Origin of the sequence: Pseudobdellovibrio exovorus JSS (genome assembly GCF_000348725.1) — a bacterium.
In the GTDB taxonomy this organism is placed as follows: domain Bacteria; phylum Bdellovibrionota; class Bdellovibrionia; order Bdellovibrionales; family Bdellovibrionaceae; genus Pseudobdellovibrio; species Pseudobdellovibrio exovorus.
This window is the reverse complement of the sequence record NC_020813.1, coordinates 1,015,047-1,040,311: the sequence shown is the minus strand read 5'-3', so window position 1 is coordinate 1,040,311 and position 25,265 is coordinate 1,015,047. Positions and strand designations below refer to the sequence as shown.

The window sequence follows — 25,265 nt, the reverse complement described above, 5'->3', positions numbered from 1 at the left end:
CCTCGAACAAAATAAAAAAAGCTCGGTTTTCCGAGCTTTTTTTATTTTCCATTTTTATGGGCTTTTTGTCAGCCGATTATTCGTTATTATTGCACACCGAATATCGCTTTGATCTCAGAATCTGAATTCACAACGTCTTTAACATCTGGAGCGAGATTTAATTCCTTCAGAAGAAGATTTTTTGCTGTGTCTAACATCTTTTTCTCTCCGAAGCTTAACTCTTTATCCACTCTTAAAACATATAAGTCGCGCAAAACTTCAGCAATTTCAAAAACAGAACCTGTTTTGATTTTTTCCATATAGTCACGATAACGACGATTCCACGTTTGCGTGTCGATTTTTACATCTTTATCTTTCAGAATATCCACAACTTTCGTTGCTTCTGCCTTCGAGATTAGAGGTCTTAATCCAATTTTTTGGATATTAGATGCAGGAATCATGATTTTCATACCTGTCTCTAAGATTTGGATCGAATAAAACTCATGTTGAGCTCCCAGAATCTCTTTAGATTCAATCGCATGAATTCTTCCCACTCCGTGGCCGGGATATACGGCATACTCTCCAACTTTGAACTGTGACATTAATACTCCATTTTTTGTTATGGGTAGACCCGTAAGCAGGCCTGTTATAGCACTTTTGACACTATTCAGCAAAATCAATGCTGGAAAAAGACTCTTCTTGTAAAAGGTACACAACAAAAATGTCTATATACGTCTATATTCGATTTGAGTGTCTAATTTCTGAAATGATCTGAAATAAAAAGGCCACCGAAGTGGCCTTTTTAAAGAAATAGATACCTTATTTAAGGATTTATTTAGCGAGGCTGAACCGATGCCACCAAAGCAAATGGCTGTTTACCTGATTTACCCATAGGCACATTAATACCTTTAACACGGATTTGGATTTCGCCGGCTGGAGTTTCACCTTGAACAAAAGCATGGTTATTCAATTGATCGTTTACCGCTAAAACAGTCCCGTTTGGTAAAACAACTTCTAGGTCTAAATCGTTTACTAAGGCTTTACTTGCATTGGCAGAACCCGGAGCATCTGTCCAAACTAGATTCACAACAAGATGACCAGCTTCAGATATTGTCATTGTCGCTGTTTCTGTTTCGCCAGTTGCAACACCACGAGAATCCGCTAACAAACGAGCTCCGTTTTGTCCTAAAGATACAATCTGAGCCACATTCACACGTCCGTAACCTTGATCATTGTTTGGACGCTTAGTTAAAATTTCTTGGCCACGAGAGGCTCCCACTTCACCATATTGGCCTGGATACATATCGGTAGCCGTATGTAATAAGTAGGCTTTTAGTAAAGCCGCTGAAGGATTTGTATATCCTAATTTTTCGATCAACATCTGACGAGTGATCGCCGCACTGGCTGCTGTTAATGGACACGCCATCGATGTACCACCAGCATAAACGTAGTCATCATTATATTTGCCCCACATATCCACTGCCGTTTTTTCTTGTGAGCGAACAGACAGGATATTCGTACCAGGAGCCACGATATCAGGCTTAATACGTCCATCATTTGTTGGTCCACGTGAACTGAACATCGCGATACCATCAACATTGTCAGAAATTTTTCCTGATGCGATTGGATCTACTGGCCAATTTTCCGGACCAGATTTCAATTTACCCGCAGGCACTTGAATACCACCCACATCTAAAAGATTTTCACTGGCACCAACAGTTAAAGCATTTTTTGCAGTTCCTGGAGTTCCAATAGAGTTTGGATCAATACGACCATCACGATTTTTATCGACACCGCTGTTACCCGCAGCAAAAAGAATTAGATAATCTTCTTTAGCAAACATCACTTCATCAACTGTTGCCGCCATTTTTTCGTAGGCACCGAAGTTCGCGGCTGCTCCCCAAGAATTTGTGTGCAAACGAGCGCCATCATTATATGCCTGAGTGAACATATTAGCTAAGTTCGAAGGAACTGATAAGTTATTCAGAATTGGTGACCACATACCTTGAACCACCATTGTCGCTTCGTAGGCTCCACCTTTAAGTTTACCACCCGAAGCTGTACCACGTCCAAGTACAGATCCTGCAACGTGAGTTCCATGTCCCATTGGGTCTGCCCAGCTGCGACCAAACATCCCCACAGCATAACCTGATTTTACCGCTCCCATAAAGTCAGTGTGAATAGCTCCGGCATTACCAGAATCCAATCCTGTATCACCCATGCCCACGATCTGTCCTAAGCCTGTTAATCCAGCCGCCCAAGCCACATCAAAGTTCATCACTTTAGTACCAGTTTCGTAGCCATTTAAATCTGTATAATCACCAGCGGGAGCTTTCGGCTCTTGTTGAGGAGGCTGCTGAGTTGGCGGTTCTTGAGTCTCTTCAAGGATTACATGTAGAGGCTGTACCTGTACAAAAGCTTGAATGTGCTCAACACCATCTACAGCTGCCATCGCTAACAAATGACGGCGTTCAGTCGTCACCACGATATTACGTGCTGCCGACGATTGGACTAAAATGTCTTTTGAGATTTTACGAATCGTATTTTCGATAATGGAACGTTCACTTTGATCAAAAACACTCACAATGAAAGTTTCACGGGCCGCAGATGTAGCGGCACTCACTCTACCTAAAGTTGGCGAAAGCTTCATATAAGGTTCAAAAGCCACAACAGCTTGGACATCCACCTGCCCTTGAAGTTTTAAAGCAGATTCCGCAGAAGCGCGAACCAATAGAGCGTCTTCAGGAATGTAACTGAAAACAACAATTCCTTGGCGAGACAAGTCTTGCTTTAACTTCTCTGTAATGGGTGACTTAAATTGAATCAACCACTCTGTTTTTTGATTCAGTTCATTTTGTTGAACCAAGACTTCACGATTTTTTGTGTTAATAGTTCCTGAATTCAATTTGATTTCGGTACCTGCAAATGCCGATAAAGAAAAAAGCATTGAAACGATATACGCCAGCTTCATCATTCCTCCTTGAATAGACGTGTGTGATGCGAAAATTGCATCACGACTTAGGTCTGAGGGCTATTTTTTATTCACTTAACGCAAAGAGTTGCAGCGCCTTGGTTTTTTGCACAGCATGATCTACGATTGGCTCAGGGTAGCCAGCTATACCACGTTCTGCATCCGGAGCGTGTATGATTTTGGCAGGAAGATCCCGCAGCTCTGGAACATACTGTTTAATATATTCTGCATCTGGATCAAACTTGGCCGCTTGTAACCACGGATTAAAGATTCTAAAATAAGGCTGAGGATCGCAGCCAGTCGAAGCGGCCCACTGCCATCCACCATTATTAGGAGCCAGATCACCATCTAAGAGCATTTTCATAAAGTAGTTTTCACCCCAGCGCCAATCAATCAGAAGATCTTTTACCAAAAACGAAGCCACGATCATACGAACACGATTGTGCATCCAACCTGTCGTGTTGAGCTGCCGCATTCCCGCATCTACAATAGGAAATCCTGTCGTGCCTTCACACCAGCGCTGAAACCATGATGCATCGTTTTGCCATTTGATGTTTTTATACTGAGGTAAAAAAGCCGAGGCTTCTACATCTGGTCTATGCCATAGGATGGAATAATAGAACTCTCTCCATGCAATTTCTTTTACAAACTGTTGGTCTCGAAAACCTACTGTTTGCAAAATTTGTGATGAAACCAAAGAGCCATTTTTTTGATAAAGAGATAACTGCGAGGTTCCATCTAAAAATGGCAAATCACGCTGAGCCGTGTAATCCCCCACTCTATTTTTAAATTCTTGTAGTCGTCTGTAGGCGGTTAGAAACCCTGCTTCAGGAATGGCGATGGTCACTGATTTTTTATTTTCGGATTCAAAATGTTCTAGTTGATCTAAAAATGATAGGCCCTTGAAGTCTTTCCATGAGGTTTGGAATATATTTTTCAAGTCACCTTGAATCAGGCGCTGAGCATAACCTTCACTCACTTTTTGAGCTTGAATACGCCGCTGTCCTTTTTCTGCCAATACACTGGCATACCAGCGTTTAAAATAAGGCGAGTAAACCTGATAAAATCCACCATCATCTTTTAAAATTTCATGCGGTTCCATCAGAAGATGATCCCGTTCTGTATGATGATTCACTTGGAAAGATTGCAAAATATTTTCAATCTGCTGATCGCGCGCACGAGCAAAAGGCTCATAATCACGCCCCCAGCTCACTAATGATGGCAGCCCGTAATCAGATCTTTTGAGTTCATTCAATATTTGTGGAAAAGCTTTTGATGGAGCAGCATCCACCACTAAAAGGTCCCCTCCTTGCTGGCGCATTTCACTTTGCAATTGTCGAAGTGTTTTTAAAAAGAACGCAAAACGATTATGTGAAAAATCAGCGCGTTTTAGGAATTCCGAATCAAAACAAAAAAGACCTAGAACACGCCCCGCGTGCTGACTCCAGTTATAGCGAAGGCTTTCGTTGCCAGCTATACGTAAATCACGGCGAAACCAATGAATGCCATATCGCTTATTCACCATCATGCAATTCCGGCCAAAGCCGTAGGTCCGTAGGCTTTCATCAATTCTTCGCGAAGAGCCTGATTCTCTTTAGATTTAAGCAGTGGGTCGCGATGTAAAATATCAAAGGCGGCATCCCGTGCGACTTTCAGGATTTCAAAATCACGCACAAGGTTGGCCATCTTAAATCCAGTTAAACCGGATTGCCTTGAACCCATAAATTCACCTGGGCCACGAATCTCTAAATCAAACTCAGCCACTTTAAATCCATCGCTGGTTCTTTCCATAAATTCAATTCTTTCGCGGGTCTCTTGTGAAACTGCATATCCCATAATCATCACACAGAAACTTTTATGAAGACCACGCCCCACACGTCCACGTAATTGGTGTAGCTGTGACAATCCAAAGCGATCGGCATGTTCAATCATCATAATAGTCGCGTTGGGAACATCGACTCCGACCTCAATAACTGTCGTTGAAACTAAAACATCTAGCTTATGCTCCCGAAAGTCTGTCATCACAGCATCTTTTTCTGCAGGTTTCATTTTTCCATGCAGAAGTCCGAACCGAACTTTTGGAAATTGCACTTTGAGTTTTTCATACTCTTCAGTGGCATTCTTTAAATCAATTTTTTCACTTTCTTCAACTAGCGGATAGACAATGTAAGCCTGACGACCGCGCTCGATATGACTTACCATAAAATCAAGAGCCGGTAGGCGTTTGGATTCATTAATTACACGCGTTTGAATCGGGGTCCGCCCCTCTGGCATTTCGTTGATAATCGATACATCTAAATCCCCGTACACCGTCATAGCTAATGTTCGAGGAATCGGTGTTGCGGTCATAATCAAAAAGTGCGGGGACTGACCTTTGTTTTTCAAAAGTCCACGTTGGGCCACGCCGAATCGATGCTGCTCATCGATAATCACTAATCCTAAATTTTGAAACTGCACCCAATCCTCAATTAAAGCATGGGTTCCAATCAAAAAGTGGATTTCTCCGTTTTGTAACTTGTCTAAAATTTCTTGGCGCTCTTTGGTTTTTGTCTTACCCGTCAACAGCCCTGTAACAACACCTAATTCCTGCAATTGCTTTTGTGCGTTTTTATAGTGCTGCTCTGCTAAAATTTCGGTCGGTGCCATCAAACAAGTTTGATAGTTAGAATCAAAGCTCTTTAGCGCCGCCATAAAACTCACCAGCGTCTTACCTGAACCCACATCCCCTTGAACCAAGCGATTCATCGGTTTACCTGACTCAAGATCTTTTTTTATTTCACGATAGGAATTCAACTGCGCATTGGTCAGTTTAAACGGCAACGAATCCGCGAGTTTTTTCACACTGGGTTCAGCAGCAGAAAAGGCCAATCCTTTTTCACTTTTAAGACCAGAGCGCTTAGAGGCTAAATACAACTCTAACCAGAAGAACTCTTCGAAGATAACACGGCGATGAGCCTCGGATTTGAATTCATTATACAAATGACCATTTTCAGGCTCTGGACAATGCAGGCGATACAGCGCCTCGTCCAGGGCCATCAGTCGATTTTTTTGAACTAAGGAAAGGGGCAACTTTTCTTGTGGCCACTCTTTCACTTCATTCAGACAGGTCTGAATCATCTTTGATATCTTAGCTGAACTCAGTCCTTCATTTTCAACATAAATAGGAATAAGTGCATCTTTCAAATCCTCATCGGGTTCCACATCTTTTAAATCCGGATGATGGAACTCTAATCGCCCACGATAGTTTGTGACTTTGCCGACGACACGAATTTCTTGCCCGTTTTGAAATCTTTCAAAATATCCTTTGTAGGGAGTGCGAAAATACTTACAGCGAATTTGCCCTGTATTATCCCGAATTAAGACATCATAGATTTTTCGTGTGGATCGTCCCATGTTGTAAGATGAGACACTCATTACGCGCGCACGCAAACTGACAACATCGCCTTCTTGCAAACTGGCGATATTACGAGCCGCTCTTCGATCTTCATAAGCGCGAGGATAATTCTGTAAGAGATCTAAGACATTTCGAATACCATGACGCGAAAACAGAGCCCCCAGTTTAGGGCCGACGCCTTTAATATATTGAATTTCTGTCTCTAGACGAAGGGCCATGGATGTATTTCATGTCAAAATAAAAGAGACGTCAAACAGACAAACACGCTACAATTAAAAAGATGTCTTCGTTTGATTATTTTCGCATTCGATTGAGCACCGTAAGGGCTTTTGAAGAGCTGCCGTTCGATATTTATTTGCAACTTGATGGTAAAATAATCACTTATTTACGTATGGGTGAAAGCCTTACCGACACGAAGATCACTCATCTTCACAATAAAGACACCGGAGAATCCTTCTTCGTCCATAACCAACACAAACAAATTTATCGTGATTATGTTAAATCCTCGATGAATTCAGACAAGATCTCAAACGATGAAAAAGCGGTGATCTTGCGCGAAAGCTCGATTGCTATTTTAGAGGACTTATTTGAAACACCGGATGTGGCCCGCGCTCTTGAAGAAGCTAAGCCTATTATCACGGACTTATTGAGTTTTATGGACAATGCTCCTGAATCTATCGGGAATTTGATAAGCCTTACAGGACACGACTTCTACACTTACAACCACTCTTTTGATGTGAGCATTTACTCACTGGGATTAGGGCAAGTTCTGGGCATGGATAAAGTCACACTGGAAGAACTTGGTCAGAGCTCTTTATTTCATGACATTGGCAAGCGCAACGTGCCTTTAGAAATCCTTTGTAAAAAAGGTGCCTTAAGCGAAGATGAATGGTTTGAAATGCGCCAACATCCTGCCTACGGATTAAAAATTTTGAATGCGCATGAAAATATCAGCGATGCCGTCAAAGCCGCATGTTATGAACACCATGAATCGTGGACCGGAGGCGGATATCCGCAAGATATTTCGGGACACGAAATTCACCCTTTTGGTCGCATCGTGGCTTTGACTGATACCTATGATGCCATGACCACACAACGCTCTTACAACACACCTTTAAAGCCCACAGAAGCCTTAAACATGATGAAAGATAAAATCTCGGGACGCTTTGATCCTGATATGTTGAACGCCATGTACTCTATTTTGTTTAAAATGGAAAAAGATCAGGCTTCCTAATACCAACTTGGCTTCAGAGTTGCTTGATAGCACGTGATGCACTTTTTAAAAAGAACACACACGTTTATACCGCATTTAGCCTCTAAATTATTATTAGCTGGCTTACTTATTTTGTCATTTGACTACAGTTTAGCCGCTGTTCGCTGCTCGGCCCTATTCACTCCTCTATTTGGAACTCTCCGACCAGATTTTAAACATAATCGAAATTACACCAAAGAACTGCCTCAAGGAGCCATTAAAAATCAATGTTCATTGGGGACATGTCACTTACACTCATGGGTGAGCCAATTAGAATCTACTCACAAACAACGAACCGGGCAAAACATCAGCCTTTCAACACATTACCTCAGTATGCTGCACTGGCATGACAGTGTTATTCGTACACTGGAAGCCGATAATAACGCTGTTAGAACAGAGCTTGGAGCCTCCGTTTACGGATCTCGTCGTATTATGTTGCAGCTAGGACTTGTACCTGATGCCGCATGGACTTTCTCTAGAAGCTTTCACGAAGGGCCTTTTGCCACACGTATGAGTGAATACTTACAGAATATAGTAGCCAGAGCGAAAGCACGCAACGCTACAGAAATCAACCCCGAGAAGAAAAGACAAACTATTGAATCTGCTAAAGCCGAAATCAAGCGTACTTTTGAAGAGTACATCGGTGGTGGTTTCAATATGGAATTTACCTATAGAAATAAAAAATACACTCCTCGATCTTTCCAGCAAGAGTTCTTTCCGGAGCTCTCAAACCCTATTGTCCATGTTTTTGTGAATGCAAATCGACGTGTAAAAACAGAAGTAGATTCAAATGAATTTTTCACCTTAGTAGATACGAATATCAATACAGTGGAAAGATTGGCGAAAGACCTTATCGACAATGGACAAAATGTCTATGTGGCTTACGATCACAATGGAAATTTTGTGTCTGGAAAAACAGGTATCATGTCTATTTCTGCTTTTAATATGCCTCAAGATGGCCGCCCTTTGAGCCGTACACAACGAGATCAACTTTCAATACGCGATGGCGGACATGCTGTACAAATTGTTGGATACGAAATAGACCCAACTACAGGCAGAGTTATTAAGTGGAAAGTTCAAAATAGCTGGGGCCGCGAGGCTGGGGACAATGGATTCTATCATATGTATGCCGACTACTTCAGATCCTTTGTCAGCAGCATCACCTTTTATCGCAATGATAAAATTCAGCTTCCAGAAAATGAAGTCCATCGCACAGAACAACTAGAATTAGATTTTTAATTTAGCCTGTTAGAATTTAAAGGCAGTGCTCGTCAGACCATGTCACAAAGCACTGTTGCGCTTGAGCTTTTATAAGCTGCGGTCTTTCAACAGACCACACAGACGCTCGTTCCGCGGGACTTTGTGGGGGACGATTTTTATGAATATCGCGATAAATCGGAAGACTCATCATCACCACGTTCTTCACATCCAACTGCAATAACAGCCAATTCCACTTTTTATTTTCCACCGAATCAGCTCGGTCTGAAAGCAATACCACTTCGCGGTTCGGAGAAATCCCACGACGAGCCAGTCGTTCAACGATTTGCTCGATATCAGGATCTAAAATACGTTTTTTAGTTTTTGGATTTTGTAAAACTAGAAAATCATCTGATCTTAAGTGCACACTACCCGCAATGTGGAAGCTTTCAAATTCAAGTGCGGTGCGCGTATCGACCAAAACTTGATTTTGCGAATCACGGTTTCCAGACTCTTCTGTTACTTTTGTCGGCTTCGACTGACAACCGACAAACGCAGCTCCTACGAGGATAGCGACTAAAAATAGCTTCATTATCGGCTGATCTTCATCGTTGGGAAAAAGATGATATCACGAATACTTGGACGATCCGTTAAGATCATCACGATACGCTCAATACCTAGGCCGACACCACCCGTTGGCGGCATACCTGTTTCAATAGCATGTAAGAAGTCTTCATCCATTGGATGAGCCTCTTCGTCATGCCCACGTTTAGATTCTTGTTCTTTCAAACGCGCTCGCTGCTCTTCTGGGTCATTTAACTCAGAGTACGAGTTACCGATCTCCATGCAAGCTGCGAATGGCTCGAAGCGCTCAACTAAAGCTGAGTTATCACGATGAATTTTAGTCAACGGAGAGATTTCAACCGGATGATCCATAACGAATGTTGGCTGCCATAAATGAGGTTCAGCCGCGATCTCGAATACTTTCATCTGTTTTTCACCGCGAGATAATTTATCCAAGTGCACCGGCTTATCCGAATTTGCTTTTAAATAAGAATCTAATGCGGCATCGTCTTGTGGATCGATTTCAGCGTACTGCTTGATTCCATCTAAAACTGTCAGGCGTCTCCAAGGTGGAGCAAAATTAACTTCTTTACCTTGATAGTTCACTGTTGTTGAGCCTGTGATTTCTTTACAAACTGTAGACACCAACTCTTCGAATTGAGTCATTTGATAGTTGTAATCTGTATAGGCCTCATAGAACTCTAGCATCGTGAACTCAGGATTATGAGAGCGGTCAATCCCTTCATTACGGAAGTTCTTACCGATTTCATAAACTTTTTCAAAGCCACCTACAATCAGGCGTTTTAAATAAAGCTCCGGAGATATTTTCATATAGAGCTTCATATCTAAAGCGCGATGATGTGTTGTGAACGGATGAGCCGCCGCTCCACCGTAAAGTGGTTGCAATACCGGAGTTTCAACTTCCATGAATCCGCGGTCATCTAAGAATCTTTTGATCGCTTTGATGATTTTTCCACGTTTAACAAAAACTTCACGGGATTCTGGATCTGAAATTAGATCCAAGTGACGATGACGGTATTTGATCTCGACATCTTGGATACCATGAAATTTTTCAGGAAGTGGTTCGAGTGTCTTTGTCAGCACTTCGAAAGTCTTAACATACAAAGACAGTTCACCTTTTTGAGATTTAAAAACATAACCCTCAAGACCGACGATGTCCCCAAGGTCGATAAGGCCAAATGCTGTCTTATCTTTTTCTGATAGCTCTTCAACTTTAACGTAACACTGTAAGGTGCCTGTCATATCTTGCACGTTGAAGAAACTGGCTTTACCCATCTCACGTTTAGTCATCAAGCGGCCTGCAATACGGAAAACACTTTCGGTTTTCTTTTCACCAGCTGCAATAGAGCTAAAGTCTGCGATAATCTTTTCGATATGAGCTGTCTTATCAAAAGAGTATGGATACGGATTGATGCCCTTTTCTTTTAGAGCATGCAGTTTTTTTCTTTTTTCAGCTTTTATGGGATTATCGTTTAAATCAGACATATAAATTCACTTTCTTGATAACTAGTTCAGAGTTTTTCCAGCAAATGTTTCCATAACGTTTTTCAATAACTCTAACGCTTCTTTCTTTGGACGTTGGAACGCATTACGACCCATGATCGAACCAAAAGCTCCACCCTGTGCCAATTGTTTTACTTCTTCCAAAATATCCGGAGTCGCTTTTGCTTCCCCGCCAGAGAAAATCACAACGCGTTTTCCATTGAAACAAGATTTCACTACATGTTCAGTTCTTTGAGCTAAAGTAGAAACTTTGATACCTTGAGCTTCATAAACTTTTTTCGCTTCGGCTTGTTCAATGTGAGCTGTTGGCGGTTTTACTTTGATGATGTTCGCACCTAACTGAGCTGCGATATGAGCCGAGTAAGCAATAACATCAATACCCGTTTCACCTTCTTTAGATAATTGCTCGCCACGCGCATAAGACCAGATCACAACAGCCAAGCCCGCTTTTTTTGCTTCTTGAGAAATTTGAGCAATTTCTTCGTACATTTGTTTTCTGTGCTGAGAACCTGGGTAGATCGTAAAACCGATACCAGAACAACCAAGGCGTAAAGCATCATCAACTGAAGATGTTAAAGCCGAGATCGGTGCTTTAGAGCCAAATAATACATCTGAATTATTCACTTTCAAAATTAACGGAATTTCACCAGCGAAGTCGCGAGCACAAGCTTCAAGCTGTCCAACCGGAGCCGCATAGGCATTACAACCTGACTCAATAGCTAATTCAAAGTGATAAGCAGGATCGTAGGCATCTGGATTCTTGGCAAAACTACGTGCAGGTCCATGCTCAAAGCCTTGATCCACAGGCAAGATCACCAGTTTACCCGTACCAGCCAATTTCCCTGTATTCATCATACGGGCCATATTGGTCAATACACCAATGTTCTCAGATCCATACCAACTTAATATCTCTCTCACTCTAGGTGTCATGATGTCTCCTTATCATAAACAAACAGCCCTAAAATTTAGTAAAATTGCGCCTCAATAGCAAGGTTTATAGAGTCATCAGAAGACTATAAATTGACTTCTGTGGGTGATCAGACTAAACTAATTGACACTATGAAAGTTACATTTGAATCTACCCCAAATCCATCGACAATGAAGTTTAACTTCGGTCAAAAAATTTCTGACCAAAGCGTCGACTTCCCTAATGTTGATGCCTGCGAAAAATCTCCCTTAGCTGCTAAAATTTTTGGCTTTCCGTGGACGGCATCGGTCTATCTAGGTGAAGATTTCGTCACCGTCACCAAGCAGGACTGGGTGGATTGGGACATTTTAGCAACACCTCTTGCTGGTTTACTAGGCGAACACGTGGAAAGTGGCCAGCCTGTACTTTTACAGCTAGAAGCCAGTTTAGATGAAAATCAGAACGACAGTGATGTCGTAAAGCAAATCAAACGCATTCTACAAAACGAGATCAAACCCGTGGTTGCTTTAGATGGAGGAGACATCGTCTTTTCAAAATATGAAGACCATGTGCTTTATATCCATATGCGCGGAGCTTGCGCGGGATGCCCAAGTTCGCAGGCCACTTTAAAAGACGGCATTGAAGTTCGTATGAAAGAATTGATCCCTGAAATTAAAGAAGTCGTTGCGATTTAATCTCGCCAACGACTTCTGCTTTTAAAAACGACTCAATCGCTCTTATATTATCTTCTTTTTTTCAAAATACGGAAGACCACAAAGATCAAGGCTGCTAAAACTAGAAATGCCACACCCAGTATCATATTGTTCTGCCAAATAGATTTTTTTCCACCGGCATTTTCATTTTCTGATTGTAAGATTTCAAAAATACTTCCGCTTGACGAGTTCTGTCCGTATGACTCACCCATCCCGCGACTGTCAGCAATTAAATTATTCGTCTCATCCGCTAAGCGAATTGTTTGAATGGCTCTGTTAAAGTGTTCACTATGCTTTGAATAGTGTTTATTGTGTGCACTGAACGTCACCAATACAGCAATATTTCCTTTTAACGTCGCTAAATAACGAGTGAAGTAATGTTTCACTTCACTATCTTGGTGAAGTGCATCTAACCAAATATGATCATTAATTTTATTTTGCTGAACTTTATATTTCAGCACTGAAGTCATGGGACCACTGACTTTACTGACCACGCTGATCGGATTATTCATGTGGTTTTCATACAGCGGAAGTGAGTCTGTCGGCCCTTTTTCCTTCGCCGTTAAAATAATCATAGCTTCTTTAGCTGTATTCGGATCTGTTGCACGACAAACCCATTCCGTTTGCTCTAACGTGCAAGACCAACCATCATCCATTTCAAACGAAATATAGGCGTTCTTAAAAAGCTTGGCTTGAGAAGAAATCGAAACAAGAAATATAGAAAGAACCGCTATCGGTTTAAGCCCCTGAAACCACTGGTGAAACATACTTACCTCGCTGTGAATTCCAAGCTTAATTTTGGCTTGAAGCCGTGCTTTTCAGCAAGCATAATTGCGAACTCTGCCGCCTTCGCCTTTCAGAGCTAGATCAATGTCTCAATATGAGATTCGAATCGAACCCCGATTTACCTTATCCAACTCCTCCTCTGAAAAATTACATAAATAGGCACTTTGTTATGTAAGTAACACCCTGCTGAGCCTCAACAGCAATAAACAAGCTTTGGTCTGGCCCTTGATTTGTAACACAAAAGGGATGAAAAAAAATATCCTGCTCTTCCTTGGAATGGCTCTGTTGGGGTCAACGGCAATCGCGGACAAGATTCTATTACTGAATAGTAACTTGGATTCTTTACAAGCGCGATTTGACTACATACAAAATGCACAAAGTGAAATCAAGGTGCAGTACTTTTCCATTGATAAAGACTATTTGTCTTTTTCTACTCTAGCGATTCTACGTGATGCTGCTGCCCGTGGGGTAAAAGTTAAAATCCTAGTGGATGCCATGCATAACGACATCCTCAAACAGACCATGTCAGCCCTGCTTCTTAGTTTAACTCCAGAGAAAAAATCGAATATTGAAATTAAAGTCTACAACAGCTTCAATTTGCTACGCCCACTTCGCTACACAAAACGCATGCACGATAAAGGCCTTATCATTGATGACAAAGCTATGATTTCCGGTGGTCGCAATATCGCCAATGGTTTCTTTGGTCGATCTGGCGAGCGTAAAATTCTACCTATCTTTGAAGACAGCGATGCTTTAATTTTAGAAAGTCGCTCTATTCATAATGCGTCTGAATACTTTAATGATCTTTGGAACTCTAAGTTCGTTAGCTCGGCCTCGCTGGGACAATTCTCAGCCTCTTCATTAAAACGTCTGCGCTGCCCAGGAAAAACCGATGCGGCGTCATGTGAGCGCACTCGCCAACGCAACGTCAAGCTGGTGCAGCAAGAGGAAGAACGCATCAATGAATTTATTCAAGCATTTAAAGCCAGACAAACCGCCGATGCCTATGAAGCACAGGACTGGAATAATTTAGCAACAGAAGTCGGCCCTATTGAATTCCTCTACGATGATGTTCGCACACAACCTTCTAATTTGGACAAACCTGAGCACAATATCGCGTCCCAACTTTATAACTTCATACAACAAGCTCAGGAAAGCGTGACGATAATCACACCCTACTTGGTTATCACCCCAGAGCAGGAATCACTTTTCCGCCAACTACGTGAGCGTAATATACGCGTAAATCTCTACACCAATTCTAAGGCGGCTAACGACGTCTCGGCAGCCCATGTAGGGTATGAAAAAACACGGGAACTTGCACTACGTCACAATGTGAATTTGTATGAGTATCAAGGCCCAGACACCTTACACGCCAAGCTAGCTTTGATTGATGGTAAGACTTTTTATATCGGTTCATTTAACTGGGATTATCGCAGTCAAAATCTTAATCGCGAAGTCGGGCTTATTGTGAACCTGCCAGCTTATCGTGATACAGCTTTAAGACATGATATTGATGAAAAGTTCGGTCGCATCGCCCGCAACTCTTGTCTTGTTAGATCCAGCACGTGCAGCCCCGTATCTAATGTGCAATTAAGCGATTTAAGCGAAACGGAACTCAATAACCTTATTCATGTCGCCAAGAAACGAGACCGCGCCAATGCCCGTTTCTTCCGATTGATCTATCCACTGATCAAGAAACAGCTTTAAAAAGAAAACGGCCTGTGGTTCACACAGGCCATTTTATCTATCCTATTTAAATAAATCAGAACTACTTACCTAAGATGTAATAGAACATCAAAGGCGCTACAATCGAAGCGTCACTTTCAACGATGTATTTAGGAGTATCGATAGCTAATTTACCCCAAGTGATTTTCTCGTTTGGCACCGCGCCTGAGTACGAACCATACGATGTTGTTGAATCTGAAATCTGACAGAAGTAGCTCCAAAGAGGAACATCTTCGTGACCTAAATCCTGTGATAACATCGGAACAACACAGATGGGGAAGTCACCGGCAATACCACCACCGATTTGGAAGAAACCAACTTTATTTTTTGTAGCCGTCGCCATGTACCACTCAGCCCAGTACATCATGTAGTCAATACCCGATTTCACTGTACGTGAACTTTTGATATCACCTTTAATACAGTGACCAGCAAAGATATTACCTGTAGTTGAGTCTTCCCAACCCGGAACTACCATTGGTAAATTCTTTTCAGCTGCCGCTAACAACCATGAGTTTTTTGGATCGATTTGGTAGTACTTTTCTAATTTTCCAGAAAGTAAAATTTTATACATGTACTCATGTGGGAAATAGCTTTTACCTTCAGCTTCAGCTTTTTGCCACTCTTCTAAAACTGCTTTTTCGATACGGCGAATCGCTTCTTCTTCTGGGATACATGTATCAGTAACGCGGTTTAAGTGACGATCCAATAGTTTTTGTTCGTCTTCAGGAGTTAAATCACGATAGTTTGGGATACGCACATAGTGATCGTGCGCTACTAAGTTATAAACGTCTTCTTCAAGATTGGCACCAGTACAAGAAATTGCATGAACTTTGTCTTGTCTGATCATTTCAGCCAATGAAAGTCCTAATTCTGCAGAACTCATGGCACCAGCTAGTGTCACTAGCATTTTACCGTTTTGTTGATCCACTAGCTCTTTGTAACCTTTAGCTGCATCTTTCAAAGCTGCTGCATTGAAGTGACGATAGTGATGATCAATAAACTGAGTAATAGACATGATTTTAGCCTCCGTTAGGTCTGTTAATGAAAGGCCGAATCTACTACAAGTTTTTCAAATGACAAGTGCTTTAAACAGATCTTTTAAGGGCTTCTTTTTCAGCGATTCGCAGTTGTTTTTGTTCACGAGATTGCTGAATCCAGTGGCGAATTGTAACTCCAATCAGAATAGAGCCACATACAAAGATAAATAAGGCCATTCCAAAGAATATAATTAAACTCATAAAACCTCTGGAGCAACAACTGCCTGTTGAGTTGTAATTTGACGAACCACCCACGAAGCCATCGCTAAACCGAAAGCTCCTGTTACAAAACTAGCCGTTCCATAAATAACCGAGCGATGTAAACAACCATGAGGATCTATTTCCCCTTGTGGACAAACACATTTAAAGCCCTGTCCGTTATCATACTTCAATTCAATTGGTTGCGCTGGAATTTCATCTGAAAACACACAGGGAATATCAAATAGTTCATTCTTCCCGCGCGGAAAGGCATATTCTTGGCGTAAAATTTTACGTACAGAATGTGATAACGGATCAATATGTGTTTTTGCTAAATCGACGATACTGATACGAGTCGGGTCCATCTTTCCAGAGGCGCCACCACTTGTAATCACTTTGATTCCACGTTGACGACATTCATTCAACAGATGTGTCTTCGCTGTTAAGTTATCAATCGCATCTAAAATATAATCTGGCTGTAGAGTTAAAATTTCTTCTGCAGTATCTTTGTTATAGAATAGAGGCAAAGATTCAATACGCGCCTGAGGATTAATTTTACGTAGTCGCTCAGCCATCACATTGGATTTTTTATGACCGACAAATCCCTGTAAAGCGTGAAGTTGGCGATTGGCATTCGTGATACAAATTTCATCAAAATCAATGATCGTCAGACGACCAACTCCAGAACGAGCCAAAGACTCGGCTGCCCAAGAACCAACACCACCTAATCCGATCACCATAACATGAGTGTTGAATAACTTCTGCATCATCTCGTCACCCACAAGACGTCCCATACGATCAAAACGTCTGTGCAGAACGTATTTAGTCTCAGTTATGTTATTAACCGGTGAATGATTAACTACGTTTTGAATCGTAGCTTCAGCTGCTTTAGTTTCAGAATTTGGCGTTTGCATAAAGTGGGATTTTTATAGCAGAAACTTTAGGGACTGAAAAGCCTTTTAAAGTTCTGTGTATTCCGTTCAAGGACCTCTAAAGGGCTTATATTTCTTATGAGCCCAATTTCTTCTGCTACAGAGTAAATAGAAACAGGTTCGTTCGGTCCATTCCAACCCTCCGGCGGCTGATCCGGAGAATCACTTTCCAAGAGTAAAAACTCCAAAGGCATACGGCTGACACAATCACGGAGCTTCTTATTTTTCTCGTAGGTCACAGCTCCGCCAACGGAGATCAAAAAGCCCTGATCGATAAAGCGCATCGCCGTTTCATAACTACCGGAAAAGGCATGCAACATTCCGCGCTTTTCTGGGGCACCCCAAATATCGAAAATCTGTAACGCTTTTTCATGGGCTTGAACCACATGCAATACCATAGGTTTTTGAAACGTCTTTGCTAAGGCGATTTGGTTTTCAAACATTTCAATTTGTAGGCCCTCTGATTCTTTTAAAATATGTGGCCGAAAATCTAAACCCGCTTCTCCAAGCGCCATAGCTTGCGGTAAAAGCTGGGCCAATTCATCTAAGGCGCGCTCGCATTCTTCCGCCGGATGGTCGGCTACATAATAAGGATGCAAGCCAAAACACAGTCCAATATTCTCTGGATACTTTTTCTTAAGCTCGATCTGGCGTAGCCACTCTTCAGGCGAAACCCCGCCTTGCAAGAAAAAGTCGATATCTTTTTCTAAACACCTCTGCATCAGACTTTGAACCTCTTCATCTGTCTGAGGAAAGCGTAAATCGGCCCAATGGCAGTGGCTGTCTATATATTTCATATCTTCTATTATGCCTCAACTTATACCAACTTATACCTTAGTCGAGTGTACTTCTGGACTCATCTAGTTTCAATTTTATTCCGATAGAAACGTATAGAACTGAAACTATAGAGATCTAGCGATTGAGGAGTTTGGTATGAAACATGATGTTTTTCAAATGGTTATCGACATCAAAACGAAATCTGGCAGCGTTTTAAAGCCACACGAAATTCACTTTTGGGATTTAGCCAACCCTCATCACCCCAAACATCTTCATAACTTCTTACCCGCATCGCCTTTTAAGTTCTATACAGATGCGATCTTAGGTCTTTGCTTCCATAAGATGACGGACTACCGCCACTTAACTCCCGAACAAAGAAGCTTTTCTGAAAAAGCCTATCTGACGTTCAATCCTTATAATGAGCTTTTTCAGAAATCAGCAGCCCGTGTGAAAAACTTCAGAAAGAAAGATCTGTCTCAACAAATTCACTTTGAAAATTTCGAAAAACAAATGTCTGCAGTTTGGGAAAATGCTTTTCATAAAAACTCATTTTCTTTTGAAAAAGTACGACCAGCACTAGATTTGATTGCTGATTTTGAAGCGCAAATTTCGACTCCGCTGATTTACAACTTTTCTGTACACTTTAGCGAAAACTTTTCAGAAAAACTGATTTGTTTTTACTCGTTCCTATTCCATTTGCGTTCAATCATGGCCGTAGATCATAATGCTCACGTTGAAGACAGTTCTTACGAGTCCGTCACTTGTGATTCAATTTCTGACTATCTACCAAAAGCGGATTACACTGTTAACGACGCGCTTTTATACTGGCACTTCACCAAACTGCAACACCAATTCCATTCACATAAAGACGCGGACCAACGCACAGAAAAGCATTTTGTCGAACCTCTACAACAGTACTTCCACCAGTACAGTCACAATGCTTGCCGTCTTATTGAGAATCTGCCGACCTCTTTCCTAGCGAACTTCAACCAACATGATCAAGAGGAAGCTCTTCATCAAGCCCAAATGGATTGGTTACTGGGTTCACACAGTGGATTGTTATTCAAGATGCGTGAAGAACTTTTCGGCGCATTTGAAGGTTATGAAAAAATCTTCTGGTTTAACAGTGCCGGAGGAAAAGTAAAAACCTCTTCATCTTTGAACATCTGTTTTGAAATTTCAGAAAAAGATCTAGCTACGAACAGTTCGGTCGCCTAAGCGACCGCTCTTTTAGCGAAGTATTTTTTATAAAGAAAGTATAAGCCAAGAATCACAAGGACAATCAAAACGCCGATTTTGAATTGCTTTAGATAATACAAAATATGGTCGCCATAATAAGCCAGTAATAAGATCTGCGTTGGCACTGAAATTAGAGCCGCAATCCCATCAATCACGAGGAACTTCCATGCTGGAAACTTCAACATCCCACAGGCTAAGTGGCCGGGAAAGCGAATCCCCGGAGTGAATCTAAAGATTCCACAAGCATAGGCTCCGTACTTTTGAGTCCACTCTTCAATGCGTAGACGATTTTTTTCTGATAAAACTGACTTAATCGGCTTCCATTCAAAAATACGTCGACCAAAAAGTCGCCCGACACCATAAACCCAAAAGTCAGATAACCAGACAATAAGAAAGGCAACTATCGCAGCAGTCTCCGCATGTACATGCGGAGCTCCTTCATACGGCGGCGGATACTTATCTGGATTTGATCCCATATAAGCTAAAACGCCCACACTGACTAATGTTGCTTCTTCAGGAAAAGGCAGTCCAATCGCAGATAACAGCATCATGACCACTAAAAAAGTGTAAATCCATATAGGCTGATACGCATAAGGAGTCAGACAGGCCAGTGTCTCTTTACTGTGCCAAAGACACTGTATTAATGAATCGTCCATTCTGATGATCATGAATGTTTTTTGTAGAATTGTTAAGATCTTGAAATCAAACGATACACTGTGCTAATCAAAGGTATGTCACAAAATGAGGGCACATCCGTCAGCTCGCAGGGATTCGAATATGGGGTTAAACACTTTTACAACCCTAAGTCGGGCTCCATAACTGAAATAATGTTTGATTTGCTAAACCTAGAGGCGGAAGAGGCTCACTCTCTGCTCAAATTAGGTGCGGTTTACGTCAACAATATCCGTCAAGAACAGAATGAAGTCATTGCTGAAAACTCGCTCTTTCGTGTGCACACAAAACCTCGTCGATACAACTGCAACTATAATTGGCGTTCATTGGTTATCTACGAAAATACAGATCTCGTTGTCTTAAATAAACCTTCAGGTATCCCCAGCCACCCCTCCGTGGATAATAAAATTGAAAATGCTCTTTCCCAGCTCTCTTTCGATTTGGGAATTCCTCTTTTTATTACACATCGCCTTGATACTTTAACCGAAGGACTTATTGTCTACGCTAAGAATAATAACTTCGTGAAAAGTTTTAATATCCAATTGCAAGAGCGCAATATCGAGAAAAAATACGTGGCCATCGTTGAAAGTAAGCGAAGCTTACCTGCACGACTGCTCCACTATATGATTCCCTCACCTCGTGCACCCAAAAAGCTCAGTGACTCTGTTGTAGAAAATGCGGCCCTTTGCGAATTAGAGATTCTAGATCAGAAGTCCATATCATCGGAACTCACTTGGGTTAAGATCAACCTCTTGACCGGACGTACACACCAAATCCGTGCTCAAATGTCCCATTCAGAAGCTCCAGTCCTAGGCGATCACCTCTATGGCGGTCAACACCCCTACAAACCTAATGCAATCGCTCTGAGAGCGTGCGAATTGCAATTTAACTGGGGCATACAACGCCTCCGTTTCAATTTAAATGAAGATTTTGACATTCCCCAAAAGCCTTTCTAGGCTCACGATATGAAAAAACTTATCCAAATTTTATCCTTATCCATCCTTTCTTTTTTCTTCTTCGTTAGCTGTAAATCGACCCCTTCGGTTGATACGAATCAGAACTCGTCAGTTCTAATTTCACAGCAATCTGTTGCTAAGTCTGAAAATGAAATTTCAATTATGACCTATAATGTAGAGAATCTTTTCGATACTCAACACGATGAAGGAACAGAAGACTTTAGCTACCTGCCTTTAAAAGATAAAAATCAAAAAAAGGTTCAAGACTATTGTAAGTCGGTCAAAAACAACTTCTATAGAAAACAATGTTTTGAATTCGACTGGAGCGACGAGGCTTTAGAAGCTAAAATGCGTAATTTAAACCACGTCATCCGTTTCACGGATCAAGGACGTGGACCTGATAACATTATGTTAACAGAAGTTGAAAACCTGCGTGTGCTGAAACAATTTGTTAATGGTCCCCTATCAGATTTAGGATATAAAACAGTTGTTCTTATTGAAGGTCCCGATCTACGCGGTATTGATCCCGCTTTCATTTCTAAATTCCCACAAGTGGGAAAAGAAAAGTTACATCTTATTCCTTACAAAGACAAAAACCCAGAACAACTTAAATGGGCCAAACGCTCGCGCGGAATCCTGGAGGTTGTTGTCAAAGCCCCTAACGGAAAGAATATCACTTTCTTAACAGCCCACTTTCCTTCACAGTCCAACCCCACTGAATGGAGAGCTCAAGCCATTGATTTTGCTAAAAATCTAATGTTGAAATACCAAAAACAAGGGCGTGCTGTTGTCTTCGGTGGTGACTTAAATATCATCGCCTCGGAAGAGGAAACTCATGGTTATTTCAAAAATCAAATGACTCAAGCGGGACAAGTTTCGCACCTTGTTGGCTGTAAACACTGCGTGGGGTCTTATAATTATAAAGGCACATGGTCATTTCTTGATATTTTAGTTTTCTCGAACAATTTAAAAACTGTGGGTTTTGAATTAATTCCAGACTCTATCCAAATCGTAAAAACATCTATGAATACGGATACACAAGGGAGTCCTAAACGATTTGACTCTATAGAAAAGTCAGGCGCGGCAGATCACTTCCCACTTTACGCTCGTATTAAATACTTCTAATTTATTTTTTTCGAATAGATCGAAAGTTTAAGGCTGAGTCCTTGATTTTTAAAGTCATCTGAAGACACCAACTTCAGATGACTGAAATTAAAGTTCCAAATCGGTGGATGAAGAATCACCATACCATCCACATCTTGTTCAAATGACTGAATAATCTCTCGAACATTCTGATCATCTAAGCGAATACCATACGGAGGGTTACATACAAGCCATACGTTTTTTGTCAGCTCAGAGCGCTGCAATTGAACATCTTGGCTGTCTTTCACTTCTGCTTTTATAGGAACATCTGTTACACCAAATACTTTACAGAACTCATCTTTATTACGACTTAAATTCAAAATCGCTTTTTCATCAATATCGTAACCAACAGCTAAGGGCTGACCAGAATTTCGAATCCAACGAAAATTCTTTGTCCAAGAATCCGACTTAAATAGCTTTGGTGTTTTCTTAAATATTTGCCAACTGTACTCGCGGTGCAAATTCGGTAAGTAGCACGACAAAGCTTCAAATAAAATCGTACCTGAACCTACAAAGGGGTCCACTATCGTCAGGTCTTGATCTAGATTCACCAGAGCAGACAATCGACGTATAAGATAGGCCGCCAATGTCTCGCGCAGCGGAGCCTCACCTCGATAAACCGCATATCCCCTACGATGCAAGTGCTCACCTGTTGTATCTAAACTGATCGTGGCTCTATCTTTTTCAAAGCGCAGATAGATATTCACCTTAGCTTTATCGACAACATTAAACCCCATCTTCTGTAAAACGCCTGATGCTGACTCTAAAATGCTTTTCTCGTTATTAAGACGTGACTTGTGCGACTCTACTTGTAAAGTCACAGGCATTCCTGTTTCTAGAAACGTATTCAGTGGAACTTTAGACAATTGTTTTTCAAATTGATCGAAGTAGCGACTTTCAAATGAAGCCACACGTAGCAAAACACGACCAGCAATTTTACTGAATAAATTAATCTGATAACCAAGATGATCTTCACATTCAAGTTCAAGTCCACCTTTAATAAGATCTAGCTCTGGAAAAGAAGACCGCGTCGGTAGACCATCCAGATCAATCATTTCAAACCAGAAACTTTTTAACTCTTCTACAAGCGAGTTTTCAAATCCTATTGGGCAGCTAATAAAAAAGCGCGACACTAAAATCTCCAGTAGAGATCAAAGAACCCGTAATAGCCATCCGACGGATCTAAGCGAAGACTGGTGATATCCGTACTATTGACAGAGAGCTGAAAGTGAAAGTGTTCCATCGTCCAAACATACGAAAGATAGCCACCGAGCGCCTTTTTCGCAAAATTGTAATTCGGACCAATAAGGAAGCGATCCCAGTTATTTAAAATCACTTCGTATCCTGTCTGAAAAGAACTGGAAGTGACATACTTCAAAGCCGCAGCATCCTCGGCCCCGTCCCACTCAACGATACCAATCCCCACAAAGGTATGAGAAATCAAAGCATCTGATGAAATAGAATCCCAGAAGAAATTCAAGTTAACAGAGCCCTGATCCTCTTTCACTAGCCTCGCAAAAGAAACACCTGCGGCTAAGGTTGTCGCTTCACTGTCATAAAATTTTGCGCGGAAATTTGCATTCGGCCGTCCAAAGAAATTGGCTGGGATAAAGGACCCCACAGTGAGCCAATCTTTAAATCCATAGTAAGTATCGCCAAGGTAATTGATCAGAAATTCATCTTCGAATAATGTCTGCGCTGTATCCCCGATGGCTAACCCTTGGTAAACGAGTGGTCTATACTGTGCCGATACCTGCATCTGCTTATCGCGCAGAAGTAAATCCGTTGTTCCAATATAGTCAGGATTTGTGGAAGATAAATCTAGGCGTCGAGCAAAATCACCCGGTTGGATTAAAACCTTACGCGATTGTCTAAGTAGGCCCAAGCGAACTTCATACAGACCATCAATGATCTTTCGAGTTCCAATAACTTCAACAAAGCCAATAACTCCGCGTCGCAAATCCTGCGACACAATCACGAGCGTTTCACCTACATGCCACTCTTCAGATTGACTGGTCGCCAAAAGACGATCACTGTCCGTTACTTTTTCAATCACAGCTTGGGACTCAATATCTGCATAGGCTGCAGGAGCAGCCATCACAACAGCAATTAAGATAATAAAGAAAAAGCCTTTTAGGCCTTTATAGGCGGATGAAAATTTAGACATACCAAAGCCATTATTAGCAGAACAACACCAAAACCAAAAGCAAATAATAGACCAAAAGCATCTGTCAGATAACCTACACAGACATGCATTAAAATCACACAGACACTTTGAATGCTCATCGCAAAAGTAATAAATCTACGCTTCTGCAAACCTGCTTTTTCCGAAATATACACAATCGCCAAAGGATAAAAAGGTGCCATACTTAAACCACAAAGGGCCAAGAAAAATGGGTGAACATACAGACCCATAATCAGAAATAAAACCGATCCCATTAAGCATAGATTCATTTGAAGCTTAATGGCACTTTTAAAACTCTTAATCGCAAACAAAAGTCGACCAAGCAAAAGAAAAACAAAAAAGTAAGTCACATAATTACTTGAATCTTCAAAACTCAAGTTAAAGTAACTTCTCATATACAAAGCCAGTCGCGTACTTACTAAAATTTCTGCCGCCACATAGGTGGCAAAAAATCCCGCAAACCAAAGCATCGTGGTCACCGAACTTTTTTTCACAGTCCCCTTCGAGGCCTCTTCGTGATGAACAAATTCTTCTTTGGGGCTGATGATAAATGTTAATAACACCACAAGCATCGATAAAAAGCTGACAACTAAGAAACCACTTTGCCACTGAGTCAAAAGATTTTCTGAAGGATAATGATCACTAAATACACGTGGAGACCTCGATGCCAACAGTGGTGCCAGCAAACTCGAAAAGCCGTAAATGCCATGCATAGAGGACATGGCTCTAGTTTGATGGGGCGGCTGAACATTTTCAGCAATCAAAAGATTCTGAGTTACACCTGTCGCGCCCAAACCAAAACCGAATAAAAAACATCCAGCAAGATACCACACAAATAATGGCGCAAATCCCATGAGGGCTACACCGGCCATCATTAAAGCAATGGTCCATGTTAAAAGACGATTCAAATGCACTTTCTTCAAAGCAAAGGCAGAGGCGATATTACCTAATAAGGCTGCGGTAGAAGCTAGCGCAAAACTGAATGACCCTTCAGAATTACTCAAGTTAAAATATTTTAAAAGTTCAGGGAACAACGGGCCTCTGAGATTGTCCGCCAACCCGAGTATGAACATACTCAGGTAAGCAAATAGAAGTGCCCAAAACATTTTAGAGC

At 41.5% G+C, this 25,265-nt stretch carries 23 protein-coding genes; 7 read left to right on the top strand and 16 right to left on the bottom strand.

The genetic code is table 11. From position 1 onward, the window contains the following. Positions 1–86 precede the first annotated feature (86 nt). From A11Q_RS05160 to recG, 4 genes are all read right to left on the bottom strand, one after another. The gene (locus A11Q_RS05160) at positions 87–581 is read right to left on the bottom strand and encodes a CarD family transcriptional regulator (RefSeq protein WP_015469735.1); all 495 of its coding nucleotides are present in this window, start codon (positions 579–581) and stop codon (positions 87–89) included. 233 nt (positions 582–814) lie between these two features. After that, positions 815–2,950, bottom strand: a complete 2,136-nt coding sequence (locus tag A11Q_RS05155) for a S8 family serine peptidase (protein ID WP_015469734.1) — start codon at positions 2,948–2,950, stop codon at positions 815–817. A 67-nt stretch (positions 2,951–3,017) separates the two neighbouring features. Continuing rightward, positions 3,018–4,478: a cryptochrome/photolyase family protein gene (locus A11Q_RS05150; RefSeq protein ID WP_015469733.1), complete on the bottom strand. Its 1,461-nt coding sequence runs from the start codon at positions 4,476–4,478 to the stop codon at positions 3,018–3,020. Further along, entirely contained in the window at positions 4,475–6,562 is a 2,088-nt protein-coding gene (gene recG / locus A11Q_RS05145; RefSeq protein ID WP_015469732.1) for an ATP-dependent DNA helicase RecG, read from the bottom strand. Before recG ends, A11Q_RS05150 begins: the two co-directional genes overlap by 4 nt. A 62-nt stretch (positions 6,563–6,624) precedes the next feature. Here recG and A11Q_RS05140 point away from each other — a divergent pair, with 62 nt between their 5' ends. Next, complete coding sequence (locus A11Q_RS05140) at positions 6,625–7,578, top strand: HD-GYP domain-containing protein (protein WP_015469731.1); 954 nt, start codon at positions 6,625–6,627, stop codon at positions 7,576–7,578. A gap of 36 nt (positions 7,579–7,614) precedes the next feature. Continuing rightward, positions 7,615–8,835: a C1 family peptidase gene (locus A11Q_RS05135; protein ID WP_015469730.1), complete on the top strand. Its 1,221-nt coding sequence runs from the start codon at positions 7,615–7,617 to the stop codon at positions 8,833–8,835. 16 nt (positions 8,836–8,851) lie between these two features. On the opposite strand, the gene A11Q_RS05130 is transcribed toward A11Q_RS05135, so the two are convergent. Genes A11Q_RS05130 through A11Q_RS05120 form a run of 3 tightly spaced genes read right to left on the bottom strand, consistent with a single transcriptional unit; the run spans position 8,852 to position 11,811 of the window. Beyond that, on the bottom strand, positions 8,852–9,385 hold the full coding sequence (locus tag A11Q_RS05130; protein ID WP_015469729.1) for a rhodanese-like domain-containing protein: 534 nt from the start codon (positions 9,383–9,385) through the stop codon (positions 8,852–8,854). Beyond that, the gene (gene lysS, locus A11Q_RS05125; RefSeq protein ID WP_015469728.1) at positions 9,385–10,863 is read right to left on the bottom strand and encodes a lysine--tRNA ligase; all 1,479 of its coding nucleotides are present in this window, start codon (positions 10,861–10,863) and stop codon (positions 9,385–9,387) included. The genes A11Q_RS05130 and lysS overlap by 1 nt, the downstream gene beginning before the upstream one ends. 21 nt (positions 10,864–10,884) lie before the next feature. Beyond that, positions 10,885–11,811, bottom strand: a complete 927-nt coding sequence (locus A11Q_RS05120) for a class I fructose-bisphosphate aldolase (RefSeq protein ID WP_015469727.1) — start codon at positions 11,809–11,811, stop codon at positions 10,885–10,887. A gap of 129 nt (positions 11,812–11,940) precedes the next feature. Between A11Q_RS05120 and A11Q_RS05115 the strand changes: the two genes are divergently transcribed. Then, on the top strand, positions 11,941–12,483 hold the full coding sequence (locus A11Q_RS05115; RefSeq protein ID WP_015469726.1) for a NifU family protein: 543 nt from the start codon (positions 11,941–11,943) through the stop codon (positions 12,481–12,483). A 47-nt stretch (positions 12,484–12,530) separates the two neighbouring features. Here A11Q_RS05115 and A11Q_RS05110 read toward each other — a convergent pair whose 3' ends face one another. Next, the gene (locus tag A11Q_RS05110) at positions 12,531–13,268 is read right to left on the bottom strand and encodes a hypothetical protein (protein ID WP_015469725.1); all 738 of its coding nucleotides are present in this window, start codon (positions 13,266–13,268) and stop codon (positions 12,531–12,533) included. 265 nt (positions 13,269–13,533) lie between these two features. Here A11Q_RS05110 and A11Q_RS05105 point away from each other — a divergent pair, with 265 nt between their 5' ends. Then, positions 13,534–14,994, top strand: a complete 1,461-nt coding sequence (locus A11Q_RS05105; protein WP_041575092.1) for a phospholipase D-like domain-containing protein — start codon at positions 13,534–13,536, stop codon at positions 14,992–14,994. Between the two features lie 61 nt (positions 14,995–15,055). On the opposite strand, the gene A11Q_RS05100 is transcribed toward A11Q_RS05105, so the two are convergent. The 4 genes from A11Q_RS05100 to A11Q_RS05090 form a co-directional block, all read right to left on the bottom strand. Then, positions 15,056–16,027, bottom strand: a complete 972-nt coding sequence (locus A11Q_RS05100; protein WP_015469723.1) for a deoxyhypusine synthase family protein — start codon at positions 16,025–16,027, stop codon at positions 15,056–15,058. A gap of 70 nt (positions 16,028–16,097) precedes the next feature. Beyond that, complete coding sequence (locus A11Q_RS13860) at positions 16,098–16,250, bottom strand: hypothetical protein (RefSeq protein WP_015469722.1); 153 nt, start codon at positions 16,248–16,250, stop codon at positions 16,098–16,100. Then, positions 16,247–17,161, bottom strand: a complete 915-nt coding sequence (locus A11Q_RS05095; RefSeq protein WP_015469721.1) for a tRNA threonylcarbamoyladenosine dehydratase — start codon at positions 17,159–17,161, stop codon at positions 16,247–16,249. The genes A11Q_RS13860 and A11Q_RS05095 overlap by 4 nt, the downstream gene beginning before the upstream one ends. Positions 17,162–17,187: 26 nt before the next feature. Further along, on the bottom strand, positions 17,188–17,976 hold the full coding sequence (locus A11Q_RS05090) for a TatD family hydrolase (protein ID WP_015469720.1): 789 nt from the start codon (positions 17,974–17,976) through the stop codon (positions 17,188–17,190). 136 nt (positions 17,977–18,112) lie between these two features. Here A11Q_RS05090 and A11Q_RS05085 point away from each other — a divergent pair, with 136 nt between their 5' ends. Beyond that, on the top strand, positions 18,113–19,174 hold the full coding sequence (locus A11Q_RS05085; protein ID WP_015469719.1) for a hypothetical protein: 1,062 nt from the start codon (positions 18,113–18,115) through the stop codon (positions 19,172–19,174). Here the strand turns inward: A11Q_RS05085 and A11Q_RS05080 are convergent. Continuing rightward, positions 19,171–19,851, bottom strand: a complete 681-nt coding sequence (locus A11Q_RS05080) for a DedA family protein (RefSeq protein ID WP_015469718.1) — start codon at positions 19,849–19,851, stop codon at positions 19,171–19,173. The genes A11Q_RS05085 and A11Q_RS05080 overlap by 4 nt on opposite strands. 75 nt (positions 19,852–19,926) lie before the next feature. Here A11Q_RS05080 and A11Q_RS05075 point away from each other — a divergent pair, with 75 nt between their 5' ends. Both A11Q_RS05075 and A11Q_RS05070 read left to right on the top strand, forming a co-directional pair. Continuing rightward, the gene (locus tag A11Q_RS05075; protein WP_015469717.1) at positions 19,927–20,823 is read left to right on the top strand and encodes a pseudouridine synthase family protein; all 897 of its coding nucleotides are present in this window, start codon (positions 19,927–19,929) and stop codon (positions 20,821–20,823) included. A gap of 9 nt (positions 20,824–20,832) precedes the next feature. After that, on the top strand, positions 20,833–21,948 hold the full coding sequence (locus tag A11Q_RS05070) for an endonuclease/exonuclease/phosphatase family protein (protein ID WP_015469716.1): 1,116 nt from the start codon (positions 20,833–20,835) through the stop codon (positions 21,946–21,948). Here A11Q_RS05070 and A11Q_RS05065 read toward each other — a convergent pair. From A11Q_RS05065 to A11Q_RS05055, 3 genes are read right to left on the bottom strand one after another with little or no spacing between them, the layout of a single operon-like run. Continuing rightward, the gene (locus tag A11Q_RS05065; RefSeq protein WP_015469715.1) at positions 21,945–23,099 is read right to left on the bottom strand and encodes an RNA methyltransferase; all 1,155 of its coding nucleotides are present in this window, start codon (positions 23,097–23,099) and stop codon (positions 21,945–21,947) included. The genes A11Q_RS05070 and A11Q_RS05065 overlap by 4 nt on opposite strands. Next, the gene (locus tag A11Q_RS05060; protein ID WP_015469714.1) at positions 23,099–24,133 is read right to left on the bottom strand and encodes a hypothetical protein; all 1,035 of its coding nucleotides are present in this window, start codon (positions 24,131–24,133) and stop codon (positions 23,099–23,101) included. Before A11Q_RS05060 ends, A11Q_RS05065 begins: the two co-directional genes overlap by 1 nt. Then, positions 24,100–25,224 carry an MFS transporter gene (locus tag A11Q_RS05055; RefSeq protein WP_235044650.1) on the bottom strand — a complete coding sequence of 375 codons (1,125 nt, stop codon included), beginning with the start codon at positions 25,222–25,224 and terminating at the stop codon, positions 24,100–24,102. The genes A11Q_RS05060 and A11Q_RS05055 overlap by 34 nt, the downstream gene beginning before the upstream one ends. Positions 25,225–25,265 lie beyond the last annotated feature (41 nt).

Bases quoted from the DNA above. Each gene is read 5' to 3' on its own strand.
- A11Q_RS05160 (WP_015469735.1), bottom strand. From the start codon at position 581: ATGTCACAGTTCAAAGTTGGAGAGTATGCCGTATATCCCGGCCACGGA.
- A11Q_RS05155 (WP_015469734.1), bottom strand. From the start codon at position 2,950: ATGAAGCTGGCGTATATCGTTTCAATGCTTTTTTCTTTATCGGCATTT.
- A11Q_RS05150 (WP_015469733.1), bottom strand. From the start codon at position 4,478: ATGATGGTGAATAAGCGATATGGCATTCATTGGTTTCGCCGTGATTTA.
- recG (WP_015469732.1), bottom strand. From the start codon at position 6,562: ATGGCCCTTCGTCTAGAGACAGAAATTCAATATATTAAAGGCGTCGGC.
- A11Q_RS05140 (WP_015469731.1), top strand. From the start codon at position 6,625: ATGTCTTCGTTTGATTATTTTCGCATTCGATTGAGCACCGTAAGGGCT.
- A11Q_RS05135 (WP_015469730.1), top strand. From the start codon at position 7,615: ATGCACTTTTTAAAAAGAACACACACGTTTATACCGCATTTAGCCTCT.
- A11Q_RS05130 (WP_015469729.1), bottom strand. From the start codon at position 9,385: ATGAAGCTATTTTTAGTCGCTATCCTCGTAGGAGCTGCGTTTGTCGGT.
- lysS (WP_015469728.1), bottom strand. From the start codon at position 10,863: ATGTCTGATTTAAACGATAATCCCATAAAAGCTGAAAAAAGAAAAAAA.
- A11Q_RS05120 (WP_015469727.1), bottom strand. From the start codon at position 11,811: ATGACACCTAGAGTGAGAGAGATATTAAGTTGGTATGGATCTGAGAAC.
- A11Q_RS05115 (WP_015469726.1), top strand. From the start codon at position 11,941: ATGAAAGTTACATTTGAATCTACCCCAAATCCATCGACAATGAAGTTT.
- A11Q_RS05110 (WP_015469725.1), bottom strand. From the start codon at position 13,268: ATGTTTCACCAGTGGTTTCAGGGGCTTAAACCGATAGCGGTTCTTTCT.
- A11Q_RS05105 (WP_041575092.1), top strand. From the start codon at position 13,534: ATGAAAAAAAATATCCTGCTCTTCCTTGGAATGGCTCTGTTGGGGTCA.
- A11Q_RS05100 (WP_015469723.1), bottom strand. From the start codon at position 16,027: ATGTCTATTACTCAGTTTATTGATCATCACTATCGTCACTTCAATGCA.
- A11Q_RS13860 (WP_015469722.1), bottom strand. From the start codon at position 16,250: ATGAGTTTAATTATATTCTTTGGAATGGCCTTATTTATCTTTGTATGT.
- A11Q_RS05095 (WP_015469721.1), bottom strand. From the start codon at position 17,161: ATGCAAACGCCAAATTCTGAAACTAAAGCAGCTGAAGCTACGATTCAA.
- A11Q_RS05090 (WP_015469720.1), bottom strand. From the start codon at position 17,976: ATGAAATATATAGACAGCCACTGCCATTGGGCCGATTTACGCTTTCCT.
- A11Q_RS05085 (WP_015469719.1), top strand. From the start codon at position 18,113: ATGAAACATGATGTTTTTCAAATGGTTATCGACATCAAAACGAAATCT.
- A11Q_RS05080 (WP_015469718.1), bottom strand. From the start codon at position 19,851: ATGGACGATTCATTAATACAGTGTCTTTGGCACAGTAAAGAGACACTG.
- A11Q_RS05075 (WP_015469717.1), top strand. From the start codon at position 19,927: ATGTCACAAAATGAGGGCACATCCGTCAGCTCGCAGGGATTCGAATAT.
- A11Q_RS05070 (WP_015469716.1), top strand. From the start codon at position 20,833: ATGAAAAAACTTATCCAAATTTTATCCTTATCCATCCTTTCTTTTTTC.
- A11Q_RS05060 (WP_015469714.1), bottom strand. From the start codon at position 24,133: ATGTCTAAATTTTCATCCGCCTATAAAGGCCTAAAAGGCTTTTTCTTT.
- A11Q_RS05055 (WP_235044650.1), bottom strand. From the start codon at position 25,224: ATGTTCATACTCGGGTTGGCGGACAATCTCAGAGGCCCGTTGTTCCCT.